The sequence below is a fragment of the Citrobacter sp. W9 genome (genome assembly GCF_026719375.1).
Lineage (GTDB): Bacteria > Pseudomonadota > Gammaproteobacteria > Enterobacterales > Enterobacteriaceae > Citrobacter > Citrobacter werkmanii.
Map to the genome: position 1 here is coordinate 1 of NZ_JAPPTE010000037.1, position 20,960 is coordinate 20,960.

The 20,960-nt window shown below is 46.0% G+C and carries 29 protein-coding genes; 23 read left to right on the forward strand and 6 right to left on the reverse strand.

Annotated features, from left to right (window positions below; translation table 11 throughout):
* The first annotated feature begins 182 nt into the window (after nucleotides 1–182).
* A complete protein-coding gene (locus tag OOJ59_RS26785; protein ID WP_013213984.1) occupies nucleotides 183–3,188 on the forward strand; it encodes a Tn3-like element Tn3 family transposase in 3,006 nt (1,001 codons plus the stop codon).
* 136 nt (nucleotides 3,189–3,324) lie between these two features.
* Complete coding sequence (locus OOJ59_RS26790; protein ID WP_020956915.1) at nucleotides 3,325–3,498, forward strand: hypothetical protein; 174 nt, start codon at nucleotides 3,325–3,327, stop codon at nucleotides 3,496–3,498.
* A 4-nt stretch (nucleotides 3,499–3,502) separates the two neighbouring features.
* Here the strand turns inward: OOJ59_RS26790 and OOJ59_RS26795 are convergent, their stop codons facing one another.
* The 5 genes from OOJ59_RS26795 to OOJ59_RS26815 all read right to left on the reverse strand — a co-directional run bounded on the left by OOJ59_RS26795 (nucleotide 3,503) and on the right by OOJ59_RS26815 (nucleotide 6,826).
* The gene (locus OOJ59_RS26795) at nucleotides 3,503–4,021 is read right to left on the reverse strand and encodes a DUF2726 domain-containing protein (RefSeq protein ID WP_020956914.1); all 519 of its coding nucleotides are present in this window, start codon (nucleotides 4,019–4,021) and stop codon (nucleotides 3,503–3,505) included.
* 12 nt (nucleotides 4,022–4,033) lie between these two features.
* Nucleotides 4,034–4,393, reverse strand: a complete 360-nt coding sequence (gene ddp1 / locus OOJ59_RS26800) for a DNA distortion polypeptide 3 (protein WP_020956913.1) — start codon at nucleotides 4,391–4,393, stop codon at nucleotides 4,034–4,036.
* A 101-nt stretch (nucleotides 4,394–4,494) separates the two neighbouring features.
* The gene (locus tag OOJ59_RS26805; protein WP_020956912.1) at nucleotides 4,495–4,929 is read right to left on the reverse strand and encodes a hypothetical protein; all 435 of its coding nucleotides are present in this window, start codon (nucleotides 4,927–4,929) and stop codon (nucleotides 4,495–4,497) included.
* Nucleotides 4,926–5,906 (reverse strand): replication initiator protein A, encoded by a 981-nt coding sequence (locus OOJ59_RS26810; protein ID WP_024130064.1) that lies wholly within the window; start codon nucleotides 5,904–5,906, stop codon nucleotides 4,926–4,928. Before OOJ59_RS26810 ends, OOJ59_RS26805 begins: the two co-directional genes overlap by 4 nt.
* Nucleotides 5,907–6,466: 560 nt before the next feature.
* Entirely contained in the window at nucleotides 6,467–6,826 is a 360-nt protein-coding gene (locus tag OOJ59_RS26815; RefSeq protein ID WP_020956911.1) for a hypothetical protein, read from the reverse strand.
* Between the two features lie 107 nt (nucleotides 6,827–6,933).
* On the opposite strand from OOJ59_RS26815, the gene OOJ59_RS26820 reads away from it, so the two are divergent.
* From OOJ59_RS26820 to mobP1, 12 genes are all read left to right on the forward strand, one after another.
* The gene (locus OOJ59_RS26820; RefSeq protein WP_020956910.1) at nucleotides 6,934–7,458 is read left to right on the forward strand and encodes a J domain-containing protein; all 525 of its coding nucleotides are present in this window, start codon (nucleotides 6,934–6,936) and stop codon (nucleotides 7,456–7,458) included.
* 90 nt (nucleotides 7,459–7,548) lie between these two features.
* Nucleotides 7,549–8,091, forward strand: a complete 543-nt coding sequence (locus tag OOJ59_RS26825) for a hypothetical protein (protein WP_020956909.1) — start codon at nucleotides 7,549–7,551, stop codon at nucleotides 8,089–8,091.
* Nucleotides 8,088–8,333 (forward strand): hypothetical protein, encoded by a 246-nt coding sequence (locus OOJ59_RS26830; protein ID WP_020956908.1) that lies wholly within the window; start codon nucleotides 8,088–8,090, stop codon nucleotides 8,331–8,333. The genes OOJ59_RS26825 and OOJ59_RS26830 overlap by 4 nt, the downstream gene beginning before the upstream one ends.
* On the forward strand, nucleotides 8,330–8,551 hold the full coding sequence (locus OOJ59_RS26835) for a helix-turn-helix domain-containing protein (protein WP_020956907.1): 222 nt from the start codon (nucleotides 8,330–8,332) through the stop codon (nucleotides 8,549–8,551). The genes OOJ59_RS26830 and OOJ59_RS26835 overlap by 4 nt, the downstream gene beginning before the upstream one ends.
* A gap of 4 nt (nucleotides 8,552–8,555) precedes the next feature.
* The gene (locus OOJ59_RS26840) at nucleotides 8,556–8,837 is read left to right on the forward strand and encodes a hypothetical protein (RefSeq protein ID WP_088912116.1); all 282 of its coding nucleotides are present in this window, start codon (nucleotides 8,556–8,558) and stop codon (nucleotides 8,835–8,837) included.
* Between the two features lie 383 nt (nucleotides 8,838–9,220).
* The gene (locus OOJ59_RS26845; RefSeq protein ID WP_020956906.1) at nucleotides 9,221–9,433 is read left to right on the forward strand and encodes a hypothetical protein; all 213 of its coding nucleotides are present in this window, start codon (nucleotides 9,221–9,223) and stop codon (nucleotides 9,431–9,433) included.
* A gap of 45 nt (nucleotides 9,434–9,478) precedes the next feature.
* Entirely contained in the window at nucleotides 9,479–9,739 is a 261-nt protein-coding gene (locus OOJ59_RS26850) for a hypothetical protein (protein ID WP_070749909.1), read from the forward strand.
* A 303-nt stretch (nucleotides 9,740–10,042) separates the two neighbouring features.
* A complete protein-coding gene (gene relB, locus OOJ59_RS26855) occupies nucleotides 10,043–10,267 on the forward strand; it encodes a type II toxin-antitoxin system RelB family antitoxin (RefSeq protein ID WP_020956904.1) in 225 nt (74 codons plus the stop codon).
* An 11-nt stretch (nucleotides 10,268–10,278) separates the two neighbouring features.
* A complete protein-coding gene (locus OOJ59_RS26860; protein WP_020956903.1) occupies nucleotides 10,279–10,554 on the forward strand; it encodes a type II toxin-antitoxin system RelE family toxin in 276 nt (91 codons plus the stop codon).
* 21 nt (nucleotides 10,555–10,575) lie between these two features.
* Entirely contained in the window at nucleotides 10,576–10,842 is a 267-nt protein-coding gene (locus OOJ59_RS26865; protein WP_020956902.1) for a hypothetical protein, read from the forward strand.
* Between the two features lie 441 nt (nucleotides 10,843–11,283).
* Complete coding sequence (gene ddp1 / locus OOJ59_RS26870) at nucleotides 11,284–11,838, forward strand: DNA distortion polypeptide 1 (protein ID WP_020956901.1); 555 nt, start codon at nucleotides 11,284–11,286, stop codon at nucleotides 11,836–11,838.
* 1 nt (nucleotide 11,839) lies between these two features.
* Nucleotides 11,840–13,030 (forward strand): MobP1 family relaxase, encoded by a 1,191-nt coding sequence (mobP1, locus tag OOJ59_RS26875; RefSeq protein WP_041937886.1) that lies wholly within the window; start codon nucleotides 11,840–11,842, stop codon nucleotides 13,028–13,030.
* Between the two features lie 29 nt (nucleotides 13,031–13,059).
* Here the strand turns inward: mobP1 and OOJ59_RS26880 are convergent, their stop codons facing one another.
* Entirely contained in the window at nucleotides 13,060–13,392 is a 333-nt protein-coding gene (locus tag OOJ59_RS26880) for a helix-turn-helix transcriptional regulator (protein WP_227551116.1), read from the reverse strand.
* A 213-nt stretch (nucleotides 13,393–13,605) separates the two neighbouring features.
* Here OOJ59_RS26880 and OOJ59_RS26885 point away from each other — a divergent pair, with 213 nt between their 5' ends.
* The 9 genes from OOJ59_RS26885 (at nucleotide 13,606) to OOJ59_RS26925 (ending at nucleotide 20,895) form a co-directional block, all read left to right on the forward strand.
* Nucleotides 13,606–14,244 carry a lytic transglycosylase domain-containing protein gene (locus OOJ59_RS26885; protein WP_020956900.1) on the forward strand — a complete coding sequence of 213 codons (639 nt, stop codon included), beginning with the start codon at nucleotides 13,606–13,608 and terminating at the stop codon, nucleotides 14,242–14,244.
* Nucleotides 14,231–14,518, forward strand: a complete 288-nt coding sequence (locus tag OOJ59_RS26890) for a TrbC/VirB2 family protein (RefSeq protein ID WP_020956899.1) — start codon at nucleotides 14,231–14,233, stop codon at nucleotides 14,516–14,518. The genes OOJ59_RS26885 and OOJ59_RS26890 overlap by 14 nt, the downstream gene beginning before the upstream one ends.
* An 18-nt stretch (nucleotides 14,519–14,536) precedes the next feature.
* A complete protein-coding gene (locus tag OOJ59_RS26895; protein WP_020956898.1) occupies nucleotides 14,537–17,296 on the forward strand; it encodes a VirB3 family type IV secretion system protein in 2,760 nt (919 codons plus the stop codon).
* An 11-nt stretch (nucleotides 17,297–17,307) separates the two neighbouring features.
* Nucleotides 17,308–18,054 (forward strand): type IV secretion system protein, encoded by a 747-nt coding sequence (locus OOJ59_RS26900; RefSeq protein WP_030003463.1) that lies wholly within the window; start codon nucleotides 17,308–17,310, stop codon nucleotides 18,052–18,054.
* A complete protein-coding gene (locus OOJ59_RS26905) occupies nucleotides 18,023–18,319 on the forward strand; it encodes an EexN family lipoprotein (protein ID WP_369878490.1) in 297 nt (98 codons plus the stop codon). The genes OOJ59_RS26900 and OOJ59_RS26905 overlap by 32 nt, the downstream gene beginning before the upstream one ends.
* 61 nt (nucleotides 18,320–18,380) lie before the next feature.
* Nucleotides 18,381–19,409: a type IV secretion system protein gene (locus OOJ59_RS26910; RefSeq protein WP_232481337.1), complete on the forward strand. Its 1,029-nt coding sequence runs from the start codon at nucleotides 18,381–18,383 to the stop codon at nucleotides 19,407–19,409.
* A gap of 2 nt (nucleotides 19,410–19,411) precedes the next feature.
* Nucleotides 19,412–19,549 carry a conjugal transfer protein gene (locus OOJ59_RS26915; RefSeq protein WP_088903450.1) on the forward strand — a complete coding sequence of 46 codons (138 nt, stop codon included), beginning with the start codon at nucleotides 19,412–19,414 and terminating at the stop codon, nucleotides 19,547–19,549.
* 64 nt (nucleotides 19,550–19,613) lie between these two features.
* Nucleotides 19,614–20,276, forward strand: a complete 663-nt coding sequence (locus tag OOJ59_RS26920) for a virB8 family protein (RefSeq protein WP_256135152.1) — start codon at nucleotides 19,614–19,616, stop codon at nucleotides 20,274–20,276.
* Nucleotides 20,277–20,280: 4 nt separating this feature from the next.
* A complete protein-coding gene (locus tag OOJ59_RS26925) occupies nucleotides 20,281–20,895 on the forward strand; it encodes a TrbG/VirB9 family P-type conjugative transfer protein (protein ID WP_268063541.1) in 615 nt (204 codons plus the stop codon).
* Nucleotides 20,896–20,960: the final 65 nt, after the last annotated feature.

Genomic DNA, 20,960 nt, shown 5'->3' on the forward strand with positions numbered 1-20,960 from the left:
CGTAACCAAAAAGTCGCATAAAAATGTATCCTAAATCAAATATCGGACAGTGGGTGTCTGTTATAACAAAAAATCGATTTAATAGACACCTAGACAACACCATTTTAGTGTGTCCGAGAATTTATAACATTTCGGACGGTTGCAAAAATGTTACTAAATGCCCGTCAGGCAGGGAGGCCGATATGCCCGTTGACTTTCTGACCACTGAGCAGACTGAAAGCTATGGCAGATTCACCGGTGAACCGGATGAGCTTCAGCTGGCACGATATTTTCATCTTGATGAAGCAGACAAGGAATTTATCGGAAAAAGCAGAGGTGATCACAACCGTCTGGGCATTGCCCTGCAAATTGGATGTGTCCGTTTTCTGGGCACCTTCCTCACCGATATGAATCATATTCCTTCCGGCGTCCGGCATTTTACCGCCAGACAGCTCGGGATTCGTGATATCACCGTTCTTGCAGAATACGGTCAGAGGGAAAATACCCGCCGTGAGCATGCAGCGCTGATACGTCAGCACTATCAGTATCGTGAATTTGCCTGGCCCTGGACATTTCGCCTTACCCGTCTTTTATATACCCGGAGCTGGATAAGCAACGAACGTCCTGGCCTGCTTTTCGATCTGGCGACAGGGTGGCTTATGCAACATCGTATTATTCTCCCCGGAGCCACTACGCTGACCCGGTTGATTTCAGAGGTAAGGGAAAAGGCGACGTTGCGCCTGTGGAACAAACTGGCACTGATACCGTCAGCCGAACAACGTTCACAGCTGGAGATGCTGCTGGGGCCAACTGATTGCAGCCGCCTGTCTTTACTGGAATCACTGAAAAAAGGCCCTGTGACCATCAGTGGCCCGGCGTTTAATGAAGCAATTGAACGCTGGAAAACTCTGAACGATTTTGGCTTGCATGCTGACAACCTGAGTACACTCCCGGCTGTGCGCCTGAAAAATCTCGCACGTTATGCTGGTATGACTTCGGTGTTCAATATTGCCAGGATGTCACCGCAGAAAAGGATGGCGGTTCTGGTTGCCTTTGTCCTTGCATGGGAAACGCTGGCGTTGGATGATGCACTGGACGTTCTGGACGCCATGCTGGCCGTTATCATCCGTGACGCCAGAAAGATTGGGCAGAAAAAACGGCTCCGCTCGCTGAAGGATCTGGATAAATCTGCATTGGCGCTCGCCAGCGCATGTTCGTACCTGCTGAAAGAAGAAACACCGGACGAATCGATTCGTGCTGAGGTGTTCAGCTACATCCCCAGGCAAAAGCTGGCTGAAATCATCACGCTTGTCCGTGAAATTGCCCGGCCCTCAGACGATAATTTTCATGAAGAAATGGTGGAGCAGTACGGGCGCGTTCGTCGTTTCCTGCCCCATCTGCTGAATACCGTTAAATTTTCATCCGCACCTGCCGGGGTTACCACTCTGAATGCCTGTGACTACCTCAGCCGGGAGTTCAGCTCACGGCGGCAGTTTTTTGACGACGCACCAACGGAAATTATCAGTCGGTCATGGAAACGGCTGGTGATTAACAAGGAAAAACATATCACCCGCAGGGGATACACGCTCTGCTTTCTCAGTAAACTGCAGGATAGTCTGAGGCGGAGGGATGTCTACGTTACCGGCAGTAACCGGTGGGGAGATCCCCGAGCAAGATTACTACAGGGTGCTGACTGGCAGGCAAACCGGATTAAGGTTTATCGTTCTCTGGGACACCCGACAGACCCGCAGGAAGCAATAAAATCTCTGGGTCATCAGCTTGATAGTCGTTACAGACAGGTTGCTGCACGTCTTGGCGAAAATGAGGCTGTCGAACTCGATGTTTCTGGCCCGAAGCCCCGGTTGACAATTTCTCCCCTCGCCAGTCTTGATGAGCCGGACAGTCTGAAACGACTGAGCAAAATGATCAGTGATCTGCTCCCTCCGGTGGATTTAACGGAGTTGCTGCTCGAAATTAACGCCCATACCGGATTTGCTGATGAGTTTTTCCATGCTAGTGAAGCCAGTGCCAGAGTTGATGATCTGCCCGTCAGCATCAGCGCCGTGCTGATGGCTGAAGCCTGCAATATCGGTCTGGAACCACTGATCAGATCAAATGTTCCTGCACTGACCCGACACCGGCTGAACTGGACAAAAGCGAACTATCTGCGGGCTGAAACTATCACCAGCGCTAATGCCAGACTGGTTGATTTTCAGGCAACGCTGCCACTGGCACAGATATGGGGTGGCGGAGAAGTGGCATCTGCAGATGGAATGCGCTTTGTTACGCCAGTCAGAACAATCAATGCCGGACCGAACCGCAAATACTTTGGTAATAACAGAGGGATCACCTGGTACAACTTTGTGTCCGATCAGTATTCCGGCTTTCATGGCATCGTTATACCGGGGACGCTGAGGGACTCTATCTTTGTGCTGGAAGGCCTTCTGGAACAGGAGACCGGGCTGAATCCAACCGAAATTATGACCGATACAGCAGGTACCAGCGAACTTGTCTTTGGCCTTTTCTGGCTGCTGGGATACCAGTTTTCTCCACGCCTGGCTGATGCCGGTGCTTCGGTTTTCTGGCGAATGGACCATGATGCCAACTATGGCGTGCTGAATGATATTGCCAGAGGGCAATCAGATCCCCGAAAAATAGTCCTTCAGTGGGACGAAATGATCCGGACCGCTGGCTCCCTGAAACTGGGCAAAGTACAGGCTTCAGTGCTGGTCCGTTCATTGCTGAAAAGTGAACGTCCTTCCGGACTGACTCAGGCAATCATTGAAGTGGGGCGCATCAACAAAACGCTGTATCTGCTTAATTATATTGATGATGAAGATTACCGCCGGCGCATTCTGACCCAGCTTAATCGGGGAGAAAGCCGCCATGCCGTTGCCAGAGCCATCTGTCACGGTCAAAAAGGTGAGATAAGAAAACGATATACCGACGGTCAGGAAGATCAACTGGGCGCACTGGGGCTGGTCACTAACGCCGTCGTGTTATGGAACACTATGTATATGCAGGCAGCCCTGGATCATCTCCGGGCGCAAGGTGAAACACTGAATGATGAAGATATCGCACGCCTCTCCCCGCTTTGCCACGGACATATCAATATGCTCGGCCATTATTCCTTCACGCTGGCAGAACTGGTGACCAAAGGACATCTGAGACCATTAAAAGAGGCGTCAGAGGTAGAAAACGTTGCTTAACGTGAGTTTTCGTTCCACTGAGCGTCAGACCCCTTTTACACCGATACCGTACTGGAGCATTTTCAATCCTGTATAGGATTGATGATGCTTGCGCCCATTGCTATGTTGTTGACTGAATATTATTTGCGGAGGAAATATGGTTGACCACATCCTCGCCAATATTTCAGTCTACATGACTAAAACAGTACCACAGATGAATATTCCTGAAATAATTGTTTCTGTACTGGCTGTTTTGGTCATTATTCACGCCCTCGTTATGCTGGGGCGCGTTTTATTTCAACGTTACAGAAAAAATACTAAGGGTAGCTAATCTGCTACCCTTCCTTTGCATTGATAAAATCAAAAAAGTCAATCAATGGTTTTAACTCGTTTCCGGTATAGGTGGCGGGAATATCAAAATACTTAATCCCCGCTTTCTCACAGGCCAGCTTTTTAATTGCATCACGTTTTTTGGCGTTATTCTGCCAGTGTCCCGCTCCCTGATACTCAACCACTGCACAAGGAATATTGTCTCTATCTGCGATCACAAAATCAACGCGCTTACTGTTAATAGCGAAGAATGCAGATTTGTTGTCGGTTTTGAGAATTTCACCGAGCGAAACCTGCGGATAGATGCGCACCGGATAGTGATATTTATTGACCACATGCAGCAAAAATTCATACAAATTACTTTCGCTGGCATTCATCACAGGCTTACGAAAAAATTCTGCGACCTCGACACTCGCCAACTGATTATCATGGACGTTCCCGCCCTTACGTTTAACGGGTAAAATTTTCGATAAAACCAAACCGATAACGACAAGCACCACCAGTGTAGCAAGGTAATTTTCCATTCTGTACTTTCCTTATTTCATGAAAACTTCCAGTTTTTCACTTAAAATGGCATCTTTCAGTGCTCCAATACCCTCACATATTACCCCGTGCTGTTCAAGCAACAACTGCCCCTCAAGTCCATTCTCATTCAAGAAAATGACACCTACCAGCTTTCTTTCCAAAGTATCATAAATCCCAAACGGTATTGTTACCAGATTCACAGACTGGAACTCAGTATAAAAACACTCTGACCCTTCTGGTTGTGTTGAATATAGAAATTCACTCAACCTTACTTTTACCAAGATAGCATATTTTTCAGACAGGTTTTCTTTTAAAAGGTATAATAGTTTTGTTTCTTTATCACTTAAAAAATCAATTACTTTGTAGCTCATTTAACCCCTCCGATAACCGACTGTAGGTCACGGGTGAAACCCGATAAATGTAAACGCATGTGCATACTTTATCGGGTTTCACCCTATCCTGCATCTCTCATTTAATCTTGACCTTCTGTACTCTCATTTTGCGCCTGTTTTGCTTGCCTGTTGTACACGCATAAAAGCCGCTGGAACAAATGCCAGTCTGCTACCGATTCTGCATCAAACAGGCCAAGAATCATGATGGTTGCACAGGCAATCATACTTCCATCCCACACGCCGCCATTGGTGCTGTATTTCAGTATCAGGAAAAACGTTCCCAAAATGATACTCAGGTAAATCACACTGTGGCAAATCGTCACAGCAAGGATTAAGGTCATATCCGCAACAAAAGCAACAACCAGACGAAGCACGAAAAAAAGCTTCAGGCAAAACGACCACAGCCACTGTTTGCGTTTCTCAACCACGGGCGCATTCTTGATTCTGGCGATTTCTGCTTTCAGCTTCGCTTTTTCATCACCCTGCGGAAACTGATAGATTTTAGCTTTCATCATGCATCACCTTTTTTCATTGCATCGATACGTTCCTGCATTTTGCGCGGCAGTTTGGAATCCGACTCTACATGCTTCACGACCTTGTTTTTTTCCGTGCGCCATATGGCTTCCTGCTCTTTTTTCGGATCATAATGCCGATAGGTGAATTGTACAGTGTCTTTTTCCACGTCAAACGATACAGCGTAATCCGGTAGGTCATTAGTTTTCGCAAGCTGTTTAACGTTATGCCGGAACATTTTCAGCAAGGCACTACTTCCGGCTTTCAGGTGCAGTAATTCAAGCGAGATGGTAAATTCTTTCTGATAGCCACAGTGTTTACGGGCGATTTCATACAAACGGCGGTCAATCGCTTTACGGATACGGAAATAATCGGGGCTGATTTTAAGAATTTTTGTCTGCGTGATACCTTGATACAACCAATCAGGTAACGTGACTTCCACCATGCCAATATCCAGCTTGCCTTTCTTTTTTTCCAGAATGCGCCACTTGTCAATCAGACCGAAGTTTTCCGTTTCCTGCTTTTCCGATGAATAAACAATATTGGTTTGTACCCGTGTACCAGCCAGCCTTTCAAGAGACTTTCTCAGTTCTTCATAAGACCGACCGCTTTTATTTCTGTTTGTTGTGACAAAAAAATCATATGGCGTAAAAGCGATAGTACGGCTAATCGGTTTTTCCTCAAAAATCGCCTGTTGTAATTTTGAAATGGCATAGATCCATATATCTTTATCAAAGACGGTTGCCAGACCTATTTCAGCCGCTGGGCGTACAGTTACCGTCACATTGCTATTTTTATACTCTCTGACTTTTGTGTCACCTCCTTTCAGGGCAAAAAATGGATGTTCCATGCTAGCGAGTTCATCCCGAAAGGTAGTGATGGCCATTTCATCAGCAATAAAAAATTCCTGCTCGGTATATTTTTTCGGGCGTAGCGTTTTCAGTTTGCGATTCCTCGCGGGATTTGTAAGATCGCTCATAGCCAAATACCTACTCACATTAGGTTGATGGTCAGAACAGCCAGAGTGTTAGCCGCATTCTGGTTGTTCGCCGATTCGTGATTTAAAAACCATTAAAGCTGGGGTAAATCATCGTGATTTAAAAACCCATAAATTTTATATCGTGATTTGAAAACCTCGTCAATGATATTTGGCTTTTTTTTGTGGAAAAGTGTGATTTTCATTCGTGATTTAAAAACCCTGCATTCGTGATTTAAAAACCAAGTATCGTGATTTAAAAACCAAGTATCGTGATTTAAAAACCAATCGTCTGTTTTTTTTATTATATATCATAGTGTTATAAGCTATTTTTTCCCTTTAACTCTTTTTAATAAGAATTAACAAAGATCTTTAACCACAAAACCGTCCACTTTTTCTGTGGATAACGTTGTTCGCCGGATGGTGAAAAGCGATCTGACCCCGCCGGGATCGGGAACAAAAGGCTGCTGCTCACTTTTTAGCCACGGCGTGAAAGTGCCTCCGTTCAGCATCGGGTGATATTGCGCTTCCTCGAACGGACAGACTCGCGGCGCAGCCGCTCCCTAATCCGTCCTTGCGGCGAGCGCTGCGATCATTCTGGCTAGATTTCTTTGATTCTGACGCGCTAAAACGCCACAGGAGCGATTTTCTGGTGAAATTGTGCCGTGATGCAAAAAAACAGGCTTAACAGCACAGGAGGGCTTACAGCCGCTTGTAGGGGGTTTTCTGGCCTGTCTTTCACTGTCGATGGCAAACAGCAAGGCTACGCCAGAGAGCAGATCCGGCACGACCTCCGTTTTTTCGCCGTGACGGCCACTGTACAGCCCGCCCCAACGCCGGACGATCAGCCAGTCTCCGAACAAGTCGCACAAGATTTCGGCCTCGTACCAGCGGTATTCTGATTCCCATCGCCAGAGCAACATAAAAAAACCTCAAAATACTTGCAAATACCGCACATGTGCGGTATTATTATTCCATCGAAAGGGGATAGTCCCCAGTCACCATAGCCCGACACGGGCAGGAGCTAAAAATGAACATTCAGCAAGCACTTAATATCTTTGGCCTTTCCGGTGAACTAACCGAGCAGGACGTTAAAAAAGCCTACAAGCAGGCGGCGCTAAAATTTCATCCTGACAAAAACCGTGAGAATCAGACAGCAGCGGAAATGATGAAAGCGATCAACACCGCTTATGATTTTCTGATGCAGAACATCGCCCGTATCAATGAATGTCAGAGTAACGAAGATAGCGCCCGATACAACTACGGGGAAGAACTGGAAAACGTGCTCAATGCTTTACAGGGGATGTCTGGCGTGATTTTCGAGGTGGCAGGTAACTGGATTTGGATCAGCGGCGACACAAAAGCGCACAAGGACGCGATCAAGGCGCTGGGCTGCAAATGGGCGAGCAAAAAGCAAATGTGGTTTTACCGCCCTGACGAGTATAAGGCGAGCCGGAACCGCAAAGAACACAGCATTGACGAAATCCGTGAAATGTACGGCACGACAGGCCAGCGCAAGGCTACAGGTTTTCAGAAAGTTGAAAACCGCGCATAACCGGAACGGGGGCGCAAGCCCCCAACACAACAAATAAACAAATAAACAAATAAACAAATAAAGTATGTGTGACCGGAAGGAGTGTTAATCATGAATTCATTTTTTGAACGCTATAAACCAGTTTTTGAAGTCGTCGCCCGTCTGCTGGGAAACGGCTGGCGCGTCAATCTGCTGGATGATTGTCCGTATCGGATCAAGCTGACCACGCCGGAACTGAAACGCTACGCATTGACAGCGCGGGAAGAAAAAGGCCGTCTGGTCATTCACGGTTTTGTGGAATCCCGACAGTGGCACGGAAACGGGGCGCGGTGTACCGTGTCGTCGTCACGAAGCGCAACGGGTATTGCCGACGATATATGCCATAAAATACTCACCACGGCGCGGGAGGATGTGAAAAAGGCACTGGAAGCGGAACAGGCGCAACAGGATGCGCAGGAGCAGGAAACAATCATCAAAGGGATGTTATCGCAGCTTGTGACGCTGGATAACTGGCACGATGCGCTAACTGGATTTAAAGCAGAAAACGGCATCAGCGGAAAAATCACCGACCATTTCAACGGCTACGGGCTGTTTGTGCAGGGATTAAGTGTGGAACAATTAATAAAATTAACGGGGGCGATAAAACATTTATGAAAACAAATTCTTTTAGAAAAGGAAATTTCACATATTATTTAAATTATGATGAAAACGAAAATTGTTACTCTTTTGTCGTATATGTTAAAATACGTTCCAGCAAAAGGAAAACAGAATTAAAATCAACCAGAGCAAAGGATATTGATATTTCTTTTCATCATGTAGATGATCCTGTTCTAAAAACTTTATCTGATGAAAATATTAAAATAATCAAATCTCTGATAATGGGTGTTGAAAAATGAATAACCAACCATCTGAAGTAAAACGATTAAGGGTAAAGGCAGGTTTAACGCAAAGTAAAGCGGCTGAATTATTTGGTATGTCATTAAGTAACTGGCAGCGTAAAGAGTCAATTACGGGAAGGGTTGTACCAATTACCGCAAGTGAATTTATTCTTTTACAGTTAATGGCAGGTGAACATCCCGAATATATTTTGTGTAAAAGAAATGAGGATAGATAAGGTAATGGAAAAGATTGATTTTGATTCACAGTTTGGTTCGGTTACGGAACACATGATAACAGTTTTAACTGCCATAATTGTTATTATGTTTCTTATTTCATTATGGAGAACGCTAAGAGGATTTATCATCCTGAAAATGTTAAAGAAAAATGCTGACAACAAAGATTTCACAACCTTGCAAGTTTCTCAATTAAAAACGAGCGCAAAAATTGATTTTATCTTTTTTTCGCCAGTTTTGATTATTTGCTTGCTGGGCTTGATATATGTATTTGTGTTGCGCCAGTAGCTCGCGTTGCTCACACTCGCAGTACAGCGCCCCGCCCGACTTGCAGCCGGACGGCGTACCGTTCGCAGGCTCACGCGCTAACTGCGGCCTTTGGCGGCACAAATCGGCGGTAGTGTCGTTTGACAGCCCTTTTCGGCTTTGCAGTGAAGGGGAATGTTCACGGCTGCGCCGCTCCGCTTGTTTTTATCCTCGCTGCGCTGCGGGGCTTCCGGCGCGTTGCGCCTCCCATACCCTGACAGGCATCAAAAAGCGTGATGGGTATCACGTATTCTGCGGTTTTTCATCAAAAAATCCTTGCGAATACCGCACGTATGCGGTATTATTATCACATCGAAAGGGGATAGACCCCAATCACCATAGCCCGACACGGGCAGGAGCTAAAAATGAAATCCATCTTAAATCTCACTTATCCAGCCACTTTTAAATTCTATTTCACAAAAGCCGAAATCAAAGATGGCAAGGCGTTTATGAACACATACGGCATCAGCCAGACGTTCACGATAAAAAGTCATGCTGAACTGGAAAAACTAATCCAGACTATCGCCGCAAAATGCGTGGTAAACCCTTCAAACGTTGATTTTGAAATCATCGGCTAACCGAAAGGGCGGGGGAAACCCCGCCAGTTTAAAGAGGTTCACGCAATGAGTAGCAAAATGTACGAAAAAGAATATGAGATTTATTTCAATTCTTTAAAAGAAGGTGACGAGGTTTTAACTTTTGCGGAATTTATCGAGTGTATGAAATGTTTTGAGGATGAAAAATATCAATATCGCGTTTTTTTAAATAAAGAACCAGACAATGCCAGATTATTTAAAACTGAAAAAGAGGCACTGGATGCTTATCGTATTTTGACAATGTACGGTCATAAAGTAACGATAGAAAAAAAGGAGGTGAAAAACTAAAAGTCTGAAAGGTGTGATCAGGTTGCTACAACAACCTGATCACGTATCGACAAACAAAACTGAATGAGGTTTTACAATGTCAACGCACCAGATCGTACAGCTTGCTGATTCCCTTGTCAAAGGCTGGGAAACCCGAATCCCCGCGATGAAAGGCGGTGAGTGGGAACAATTCCGATGGTGGTTAAACTACCTGCAAGGATACGCGATGTTTTAACGTTAATCAGAGGGGCTAACTTAGCCCCTTTTCTTGACTTAATTTTATATGTGTTATACAATGTATAACATCAAACAAAGGGGGATAGTATGAACAAAAACATGACGAAAGCGATCCGGTTGAATGACGAAGATTTTAACCTGTTTGAGTCTTACGCCAACGCAAAAGGGATAACCTTCAGCGAATTGTGCAAAAGCGCAGTACGGGAAAAAATCGAGGACGAATTAGATTTGCAATGTGCTAATGAAAGCTACGCGGATTATCTCAGCGACAAAACGACAATCAGCCACGACGAACTGTTTAAATCTATGTGAGGTGGTGAGGCATGACACGCTACCGGACAGAATACACAAAACGGTTCGTCAAAGAGTTTAAGAAAATTGACACGGTACACCAGAGGGTAATTCAGAAGTACATTGAGGCGCACATCAACAACGCACTCAATCCGCGCTTGACGGGTAAAATCCTGAAAGGAGATAAAGCCGAATTTATCCGCTGGCGTATCGGTGATTACCGTCTGATTGCCACTATTGAAGACGATAAATTGCTGGTCATTGCGTTAAGCGTGGGACACCGCAAAGACGTGTACAAAAAGTTTTAAGTGAACCGAAGGGAAATAACAATGAATCCAATTTTAGAGTTTTCAGAATTTAATAGAAATATCATAAGCGTGACACAGAGCTTGCGTGATTTAGGGTTTAAAATTGATGATAACGGTAAGTTGGTACGGCTGGATGGAAGCCGTATTAAGAACTATGCAGCGGAAAAAGAGTGGATCGGAAAACTCAAACACGGCGACCGTTTACCAAGAGGTAAATTTTTCCGCAACAAAAAAGCGGGTAAGCCGCTGGTTATCGTGGATGAATTTCATGATTTCAATTGGAAATGAAATACCCAATGCGTGACAGGTTGCTTATGCAGCCTTTTTTATGCCCTGTAAAGGGCATGGAGGCGCTACGCGCCGGAAGCCCCGCAGCGCAGCGAGGATAAAAACAAGCGGAGCGGCGTGAGCCGTGAACATTCCCCCACACTGCCAGACGTGTTTTGACTTTTCTCAGAACTAGCCGCTATGACGTTGCCAGATTGTCGAAGACGAAAGAACCTTCCCGCCATCATCCCCCTGAATGCGCGTATGTTACGTAAATTGTCCGCCTCTCATGGTGTATTTTGCCGTTTGCGATCCGCATGAAAATTGGCTAATCTGCAAGGTATGAAGAAGGTGGATTTTAGTGAGAGATGCAGGATAGGGTGAAACCCGATAAAGTGTGCACATACGTTTACCTTTATCGGGTTTCACCCGTGACCTACAGTCGGTTATCGGAGGGCAGGTATGAGGTATGTTAATTTCAGGCTAGAAGATGATGATTATAAATTATTGCAAGACAATTTACCTTGTTCTGTACCTTCCTATTGTAAATCAGTAGCAACCGGATTTATAGATGAAATTAAATCAAATTCCAAAAAAGATACGGGTTTGGAGAAGAAGAATTTTTTATCTATCGACCTGCGAAATGATTATTTAACAGAGAAATTTACTTTTTTATTTACGGCAGAACAGAAGGAGGCACTTACCAAAGCTGCAAAATCACATGGCTGGAATTTATCCAGAGAAGTCAGACATCGTTTGCAAATGACGCTGGATAATAAAATGGATTTTTACGATCAAGAACTTCGGGTGCTAAATGGAGCCAGAAATGCCGTTGACGTTGTAGGCCGCAATCTAAATTTTATTATCGTCAGAGATAATGCACAGATTGTTGACAAGTCGGGATTTAAAGAAGACGTGGACATGCTGCAACAAAATATTGCCAGTCTGAAAGCGGAACTTGAATCCTATATTGCCCTTTGTAAAGGCAGACGTATCTACGGCAAGGTGGGATTCTGATATGGGCGTATACGTTGCTAAGGAAGACCGTGTAAAACGGAGTAGGGCGAAAAAAGGGACTTCTGTTAAATCAGCGCTCAGTAAGTCGGCGTTTGTCTATAAGGCCAGGCACGGCGGGAAAAATTACTCCCGTACCGTCAAAGATCGCACCTTTGCCAAAGGTGCAAGCAAAGAAGTAATGGTGAAAATTGTAGGTAAGGGAAAAACACAATTAGGTGTAAAACGAGGGATTGATTATATCAGCCGTGATGGGGATTTGCCTTTAATTAATGAAGAAGGGCATGTCAGTGACAAAAATACCGATAAGGATTATCTCAACGCAACTAAAGCACACATGGTCAAAGAAACGGATGCACGGAGATTGCACGATAAGCACGGTAAGGCAAATCCGGCGATTGTTACGAATTTCAGCTTTTCAGCGCCGCCAATGGCAAAGGTTAAACCAGAAGATGCGATGAATGCCGTCAGGGAAGTGCTTCACAAAAAATACCCTGATAACCGTTTCGTGCTGGCCTATCACACGGATAAAAAAGAACATCCGCACGTTCATGCTAATTTCAGGAATGAGAATAAGTATGGCGATGTGGTGGAATTTAAACCTAAAGATCTGCGAGCGATCCGGCAGGAATTTTGCAAAGAATTACAGGCAATGGGCTATGACGTAAAAGCCACCCATAAGCAAAAAATTGGGCTGTACAAGGCGCTGGAAGATGAACACAAAAACGCCCCGAAACGGCAGAAGGGCGTCTATGAAGTGGTGAAATTTGGCTATGACCACTACCAGTTTAAGCCGGAGAACTCTTTCCAGAACTACATTACCGTGAAGACGCTGAATAAAGGCGTTGAATCCACGTATTGGGGAAAGGAACTTGGCGAACTTTGCGAACGGGAGAAGGTAGCGCAGGGCGACCTGATCAAACTGAAAAAAACCAGTTCGGTGAAAGTCAAAGTACCGGAAGTAGACAGCAACGAAAAAATCATCGGCTGGAAAGAAACCAAGCGTAACCAGTGGGAGCTGGAGAATCTTGGCGTTGGCGGCATTGACCGCACACAACCGTTGAAATCGAACGTGGATCTGACCACGCCAGATCAGCTTTTCCGCCTGGAGCGCAAACAGGCTGACTTCCGACAAAAAGCCGTGGATATGATCAAGAAAGAAAAATCAATTAGCCGTGGTATTTCTATTGGATAATTTTCTGGCGATTATCGGTTATAAAATTTTTATAACCTTTTTTTCAGAAGTTGTAGCATATCCTCTATCTCATAAATCAGCATATGAGATGTTGTCTTACCTTTAGCCTGGTTAGTTCGATAACGTTCGAGAAGTAGCTGCGCTTCTATATCATCTACGATGTAAAAATAGTATTCCGGTACGGAAAGCACCTTTGCCAGTTGACGCGCCACAGGGAATGAAGGGCTGTAGCGCTCAGTTTCATAATGTGCGATGCGTGTATTCGCTCCTGTACCTTCAACACCAATCAACTCAGCAACTTGCCATTGAGTCAGGTTTTTACTCAATCTGGCTTCTTTTAACCTTTTTCCAATCATAGCCATGCCCCTATTTTGCTTATGCGAGTATACGGGCATGATAAAAAAAAAAAGGTTTTGTTAATCCACTCTAAAAGTGGATAAGCTATTTACATGCTGTTTTTCTAAGCTATGATGTAACCAGTTGCGAAAGTCTTGCACACGTTGCAGTCAAATCGCACGTTATGTATACTGGTTGTATGATCAGTGGCGGTAGCGTGCAAGGAATGGACGACACATATGATTAAAGCGGGTTTACTCTCTCTGGCGTTGCAGTGCTCACCGCAGGTACATCCTGATACCGTTTTTGATGTTGCAAAAACGGAAAGCGGCCTCAATCCTTTTGCCATTGCCGAAATCATCCCGAAAGCTGAACGCGCCGCCAAAGGGAAAAGCGTGATCTCGCATATGCCCGCAACCAAAGAAGAAGCCATGAAAATAGTGAACGCCATTGAGAAAAAGGGGCGGCGCTATTCAGTGGGTTTAATGCAAATCACCAGTACCAATTTCAGGCAGTACCACACCACCGCTGAACAATTATTCGACCCCTGCAATAACTTAAAAATCTCGGAAAAAATCATGCTTGACTGCTGGCAGCGGTCTGGAAAACTGAAAAATGCGTTAAGCTGCTATTATTCCGGCGACCCGATGATCGGACAGAAACGCGAGAAGGAATTCTCCGATACCAGTTACATTGAACGTATCGCCGGAAAACCGCTTGAGCCAGTACAGGAGGTGATCGTCCCAAGTACCCGTGAACTGAAACAACCCACAAAAAAAATCGCTCCCCGTCAACTGGCGGTGATTTACCCGAATTACATCGTCAGGGGCAGCGTTGCCCCTATTCAAACGCAAGGAAACAACAATGAACAAAAGTAGTTATCGCATTGCCATTACGCTGATTGCCGTGCTGGGCGTATTCTGCATTGCAGAACCCGCGCTCGCCGCTGATGTGTCCACCAAAGCAACGGGCTTTCTGGATAAAATCATCGAATTTCTGACTGATCTCCGAAAACCCGCCATCACCATCTGCGCCCTGTTAATCGGCTTCATCGCCCTGTTTAAGCGTGAATATGCAGGTTGGATTGTGCCACTGGTTATCGGCATCCTGATTTTTATCCTCGCGCCTTACATTCCAGAGTGGCTGGCGTAACACAGAAAAGGGGCGGCTATGAGTACAGTATTTAAAGGACTGACCCGCCCCGCCCTTATCAGGGGGCTGGGTGTTCCTTTATACCCTTTTCTGATTATGTGTGTTGGCGTGGTGATACTGGCGGCTAACTTTGGCGACTTCCTGTATTTTGGCGTGTTTGTAGGCTGGTTTGTTATCCGAAAACTCACTGATATGGATGAACGGATATTTGAACTGCTTTGGCTTCGTTACAGAGCGAAAGGCAGTCTGGTGACGAACCGACATTATGACGCGATCCACTACTCAGGAAATCAGTATGACAGCGTTGATATTTCAAAACTGGAAGAACACATGAAACTTGACCAGCAAGCCAGTATTGAAGAGATGATCCCCTATTCGAGTCATATCAGGGATAATCTGATTATTACGCGCAACAAGGACTTGATCGCCACATGGGAAATCAGCGGCGCGTATTTTGAATGCCGTTCTCAGGAAGACTTAGATATTCTGACGGACAGGCTGAACACCCTTATACGAAGTTTCGATGATAAAGAGGTCACGTTCTACACGCACCGCAGCAGGAATAAAAAACGTGTACGTGGAGAATACAAATCAAAAATCCCGTTTGTGAATACCGTGATGCGTAAGTATTACGGCTCACTTGCAAAAACGGACTACTACCACAACCGCCTTTTCCTTTCTCTATGTTACAAAACACTGAAAAATGAAGAAAAGGTGACGGCCTTTTTCTCTGGAAAAAAAGAAAAGCAGATCCGCAAATTCCTGAATGAATCCATTACCGCCATGAACGAAATGACGGCAAAGCTCGACAGCTACTTTGAACGTTTCAATGCCGTAAGGTTAGGCGCGTTTACGGAAAAATCCGTGCGCTATTCCAGCCAGCTTTCTCTATTCCAGTACCTGTTAACAGGAAAATGGCAGAAAGTCCGCGTCACCAACAGCCCGTTTTACACTACGCTGGGCGGCAGGGATTTATTCTTTGGCAATGACGCAGGGCAGATTGGCGCGGGCGATGATGCGCGATACTTCCGTATCCTTGAAATAAAGGACTATTTCCAGAACACGGAAACGGGAATTTTTGACGCGCTGATGTACCTGCCCGTGGAATACGTGCTCACCACCACGTTTACCAGCATGAAAAAGCGGGAAGCGGTTAAGCGTCTTGACGACCAGTTAGACAAGCTGGAAATGACCGACGATGCGGCACAATCGCAGATGGACGCGCTGACCGTGGGCGTAGATCTGTTGTCCAGCGGGGTTATTTCCTTCGGCCTGTCCAGCTTTACGCTGACGGTGTATGCCGACAGCCCTGATGAACTGGTGGCAAACAGCAACATCCTCACCAACACCTTGCAGGACATGGGGATGATTGTGACCAACGCCACGTTGTCTCTGGGGGCGGGATTCTTTTCTCAGTTACCTGCGAACTACACGTATCGTCCCCGCTTGTCGATGATAAGCAGCCTGAACTTTGTGGAAATGGAATGCTTTCATAACTTCTTCTCAGGAAAAGAGAACGGCAACACATGGGGTAAGGCGCTAATCACCCTGAAAGGCTCAGGGAATGACGTTTACCACATGAACTATCATATGACCAACGAGGCGCAGGACTTTTTCGGCAAAAACCCCGTGCTGGGACATACCGATATTCTGGGAACCTCGAACGTAGGTAAAACCGTGCTGATGATGACACACGCCTACGCCGCACAGCAGTTTGGACACCCTGACTCTTTCCCACCGAACCGGAAAAATAAACGTCTGACGACCGTGTTTTTCGATAAAGACCGTGCCGGAGAAGTCGCTATCCGTGCAATGGGGGGCGAGTATTACCGCGTGAAAGATGGGGAGCCGACAGGCTGGAATCCGTTTGAGCTTGCACCGACAAAGCGCAATATTAATTTTATCAAACAGCTTATGCGCCTGATTTGCACACTGAACGGCGGCTCGCTTTCTGACTACCAGAACAACGTGCTTTCTTCCGCAGTGGAAAAGTTGATGAAGCGCGAAAGCCGAACCTTTGGTATCAGTAAGCTGATCCCGCTGATTATGGAGAACAAAACGAGCGAGTCAGAAACCAGCGGCCTGAAAGTGCGTCTCAGCGCATGGAAGCAGGGCGGGGAGTACGGCTGGATTTTCGACAACGCGCATGACTCCTTTGATATTAGCGACAGGGACGTATTCGGTATCGATGGCACGGAGTTTTTGGACGATAAGGTCACGTCAAAGGTCATTCCTTTTTACCTGATTTATAAAGTCACCATGCTGGCAGACGGGCGGCGGCTGCTGATGTACATGGATGAATTCTGGCAGTGGCTGAACAACGATGCTTTCAGCGATTTTGTCTACAACAAGCTGAAAACAGGCCGTAAGCTGGATATGGTGCTGGTTGTCGCCACACAGTCGCCGGACGAACTGATTAAAACGCCGATTGCCGCCGCCGTGCGGGAACAATGCGCCACACATATTTATCTGGCGAATCCGAGAGGCAAAAAATCGGAATACGTTGACGGGCTGGACGTGCCGGAACTGTATTTTGACATCATCAAAGAGATTGACCCGCTGTCACGCCAGCACCTTGTGGTGAAGAACCCGCAGCGGAAAGGGGATAACACGGATTTTGCGGCCTTTGCCCGTCTGGATTTGGGGGAAGCGGCTTATTATCTGCCCGTATTGAGCGCGTCAGCGCCACAGCTTGAAGTGTTTGATGCTATCTATAAGGACGGCATGAAGCCGGAGGACTGGCTGGAGCCGTATCTGGAACAGGCAAACAAGGTTTAAGGGGATTGACGATGAAAAAGACCGTATTAGCCGTATTGACCGCCGGAGTCATAGCCATGTCGTCTCAGGCATTCGCTATCACAGGCGGTGTGATTGTCCATGACGCGCAACAGTCAATGAAGACTGGCTTGCAGTGGGTAAAAGAGGCGAAACAGTGGGCTAATGAACTGAAAGCCTATCAGGATGAACTGCTCTCAAAAACGGGTATTCGTGACGTGCAGGGGCTGATTCAGGACGCGCAGTCTATCAGCAGCGACCTGACCGAAATCTACAGCGAAGGGGAATCCTTCTACAGCGACTATATCCAGAATCCCGAAGGGGTGTTGTCACCGAAAGCCAAAGCGATTCTGGACAAATATCAGGTGGGGAAAACCTGCGTGAACAAGGGATTTAGCGGCGATGCGCTTAAAGGCTGCGAAGCTAAATTCCTGTCAGACCTTGCCACGGTGGAGTATGGCAACAACCTTGAGAGTAAACTCAAGAAAGACAACCGTGAAATGAAAGGGCTGATAGATCAGGTCAGGAACGCCAAAGACCCGAAAGCCACCGCCGATGCCGCTAATGCCGTACAGCTTGCCAATCTGAAATTTGAGAAGATGAAATTCCAGTATGAAATGTACAGGGATAAGCAGAAAGACATGGCTGCATTTAACGCAGAACAAAATAAAGCTAACTTTGAAAAACAGCAGTTAGAAGCAAAACCTACTGATTATTCTTCTGGATGGAATGAATATTATAACGAACATCAAAGCGATTGAGGTTGCCATGAGAAATATATTTATTTGCGTTGGGTTAGCTGGAGTGTTTCTTCTGGTTGGGTGTGAAGAAACAAAATCCGTGGAGTGGTGGACAGAGCACCATGAGGCCGCTCTTAAAAAAGAGGTGGAATGCAAGAAAACGGGTAGCGACAGCCAAAATTGCCGAAATGTAAAACAGGCCAACTTTGAATATCAGCAGTTACACGCCAAACCAACTGATTACTCAAAAGGCTGGGATGATTTTTACAAAAAAGGTAAAAATTAATTAGGGGGATGTAATGGCTGGTGAAACATCGGTTTTTTTTCAAACGGCACAACGGGCTATTATGTCAGTTTTAGAGCGCAGCCTCGCTAATCAAACTGACGGATTTATTAATACAGCCTATGTGTTCGGGCGCTATGGAGTACAAATTTATGCTCTCTGGTATGCCTATACCGTTATAGCGGGAAAACAACGCGCCCCCACGCAGGATTTTGTCTGGAATCTGACGCGGCTGTTTGTCATTCTGATGTTTGTGAAAAATATGGATGGCTGGCTCAACTACGCGCTGACAGGTATTGATGGCCTGAAAGAAACACTATCTGGCGGGGCTAATGTCTGGAAATCTTGTGATGAATTATGGCTTAAAACAACACAAGCCGCTGCACATATATATTCCAAAGATACCACTGATTATGTGAAAGTTCCGGGAATGATGGGTGCTTTGTTTGTTTATGCAGGGGGAATACTGTCACTGTTGGCGGCGGCGATTACCTTCCTGATGGCAGAGATCACCATAAAATTGCTGGCTGTTACCGCCCCGTTGTTTATTTTCTGCCTGTCTTATGGTTTTCTGCGCCAGATGTTCAATAGCTGGCTCCAGCTCATTATCAGCTCCTGTCTGGTACTGATGTTTGGTTCACTGGCATTAAGGGCGGGTACAATGTACTTAAGTTACATTCTTTCTCAGTCTATATCTGATGCAAGTAACGGCTCAAATCTTATTCAGATAGGAGCAACGTCACTTGCCGCAGGGATTTTCATGGCCTTTGTTATCTGGCAAGCCAAGCATTATGCCTCGCAGATTGCTGGCGTGGGTGTGGAAGGGGCTATGCAGGGCGCGGCGGCAATGGGTATGGGTGCGCTGGGCTTTGGCGCCGCGAAGCTGGGGTTAGGTGCAGCTAAACGCGCAGGCCGTGGCACGATGGGATTTGGACGTGGTGCATTAGGGCAGAAAGGCGGCTTTGGCAAATCCACGGGAGTCAGCGGCAAGGCAGGGAACCTCGTTGGTCAGGGCGCACGTGGGGCGGCACAAGGAACCTACAGCGTAGGTAAAGCTGTCGTGAAACAGGTCAGACAACGCTACGGAAATTAACCATGAAAAGAATGCTGATGTTGATAGTGACATTTTCACTGCTGGCCGGATGTGCCAGCAGTGGTAAAAAATTACCGCCCGTTTCCGGTACGCCGGAGCCGATTAACACGCAGGAGGTGATGAACAATGTTCAGCCTTAAACTGAAAATGCCAAAAATTCCGTTTGTTAAGGAAAAAATAAAATCTGACCCTGACGGAAATGCAGTGTTATTTGAAGAAGTTTTATATCAAAAAGAACTGTTGATAAAACGTGTTTATGGTTGGGTAGCCGTTATCGGCATTTTATTTGGGTTATTAAGCCTGATTGCCCTGATTGTCATGCTGCCGTTAAAACGAGTGGATACCCGTATCTTTATGGTGGACGGCATGACGGGTGCTCAGGAAGAAATTGTTAACGTGAAAGGTGGGGAGTTAAGCGAAAACTCCGCGCTGGCACGATTCTTTGTGCAGAAATATATTAGCTGGCGTGAAGGGTATAACTATTTCCGACTGCAACAGGATTATGACACTGTACTGCTGTACAGCAACGATGCGGTAGGCAATGAGTATAACCAGTTATTTAAAGGCGATAATAAAGACAACCCTAAAAATATTTATCACAAAGGCGAACAGACCGCGCAAATTACCGTGCTGTCAAAGATGATTACCGATTCATCTAACCCGACTGACCCCGATAAAACAGCTATCGTGCGTTTTAAAAAGGTGATTAAGGATGTGACCAGCAACACGTCACGCACGGAATACTGGAACGCCAGACTGACTTTCCGTATCACGCCGCAGAATAAGGCGAAGATCGGGGATGTAGACGATAACCCGTTGGGCTTTGTTGTCACCAGTTATCAGGCAGAGAAAGAGAACAGAGGATAAGACCATGAAAAAAATCGCGTTGGCTATCCTCGTTGCCGGAATTATTGCCGCGCCGTTATGCTCAGCGGCATCAAAACCCGTCAGCAGCCGTTTTGACCCGCGCAATCAGGCGATTGCTTATAACCCTTATGATACTACAGTAATCAGCAGCGCTACGGGATACATTTCCACGCTGGTTTTTGACGATGATGAAAAAGTCGTCGAAACCAAAGTGGGCTGGGATCAGGGGTGGGAAGTCACATCCACCGATAACCGCGTTTATATCCGCATCAAGCCCGTGACGCAGAACGTGGAGCAGGTGAACAGCGAAGGCGACACCGAAACAAAACAGGTGGCCTTTGATCCAGAAAACGACCTCGAACGCTGGAAAACCAACCTGTTTATTGTCACCACCAAACGCAATTACAGTATTGAACTGAACGCGAAAACGTTCAAAACGCCGGACAAAATTTCCTTTGTGGTGAATTACCGCTATCCCGACGAGCGGCGTAAAGAAAATCAGAAGCTGGAGCAACAGCGCCTTGCTGAACTGGCTCGAAAAAATGAAATTAATACTAGGGGTTTGAGAGCCAATGGAACGAAAACGTACGCTAAGAAGTTAATTCATTGTTTAAATTGAAATTTAGTTCTCTCAGTTCCCCCTTCAAAATATCCTCCGGTAGCGTAAACGTATAATGCCCCAGC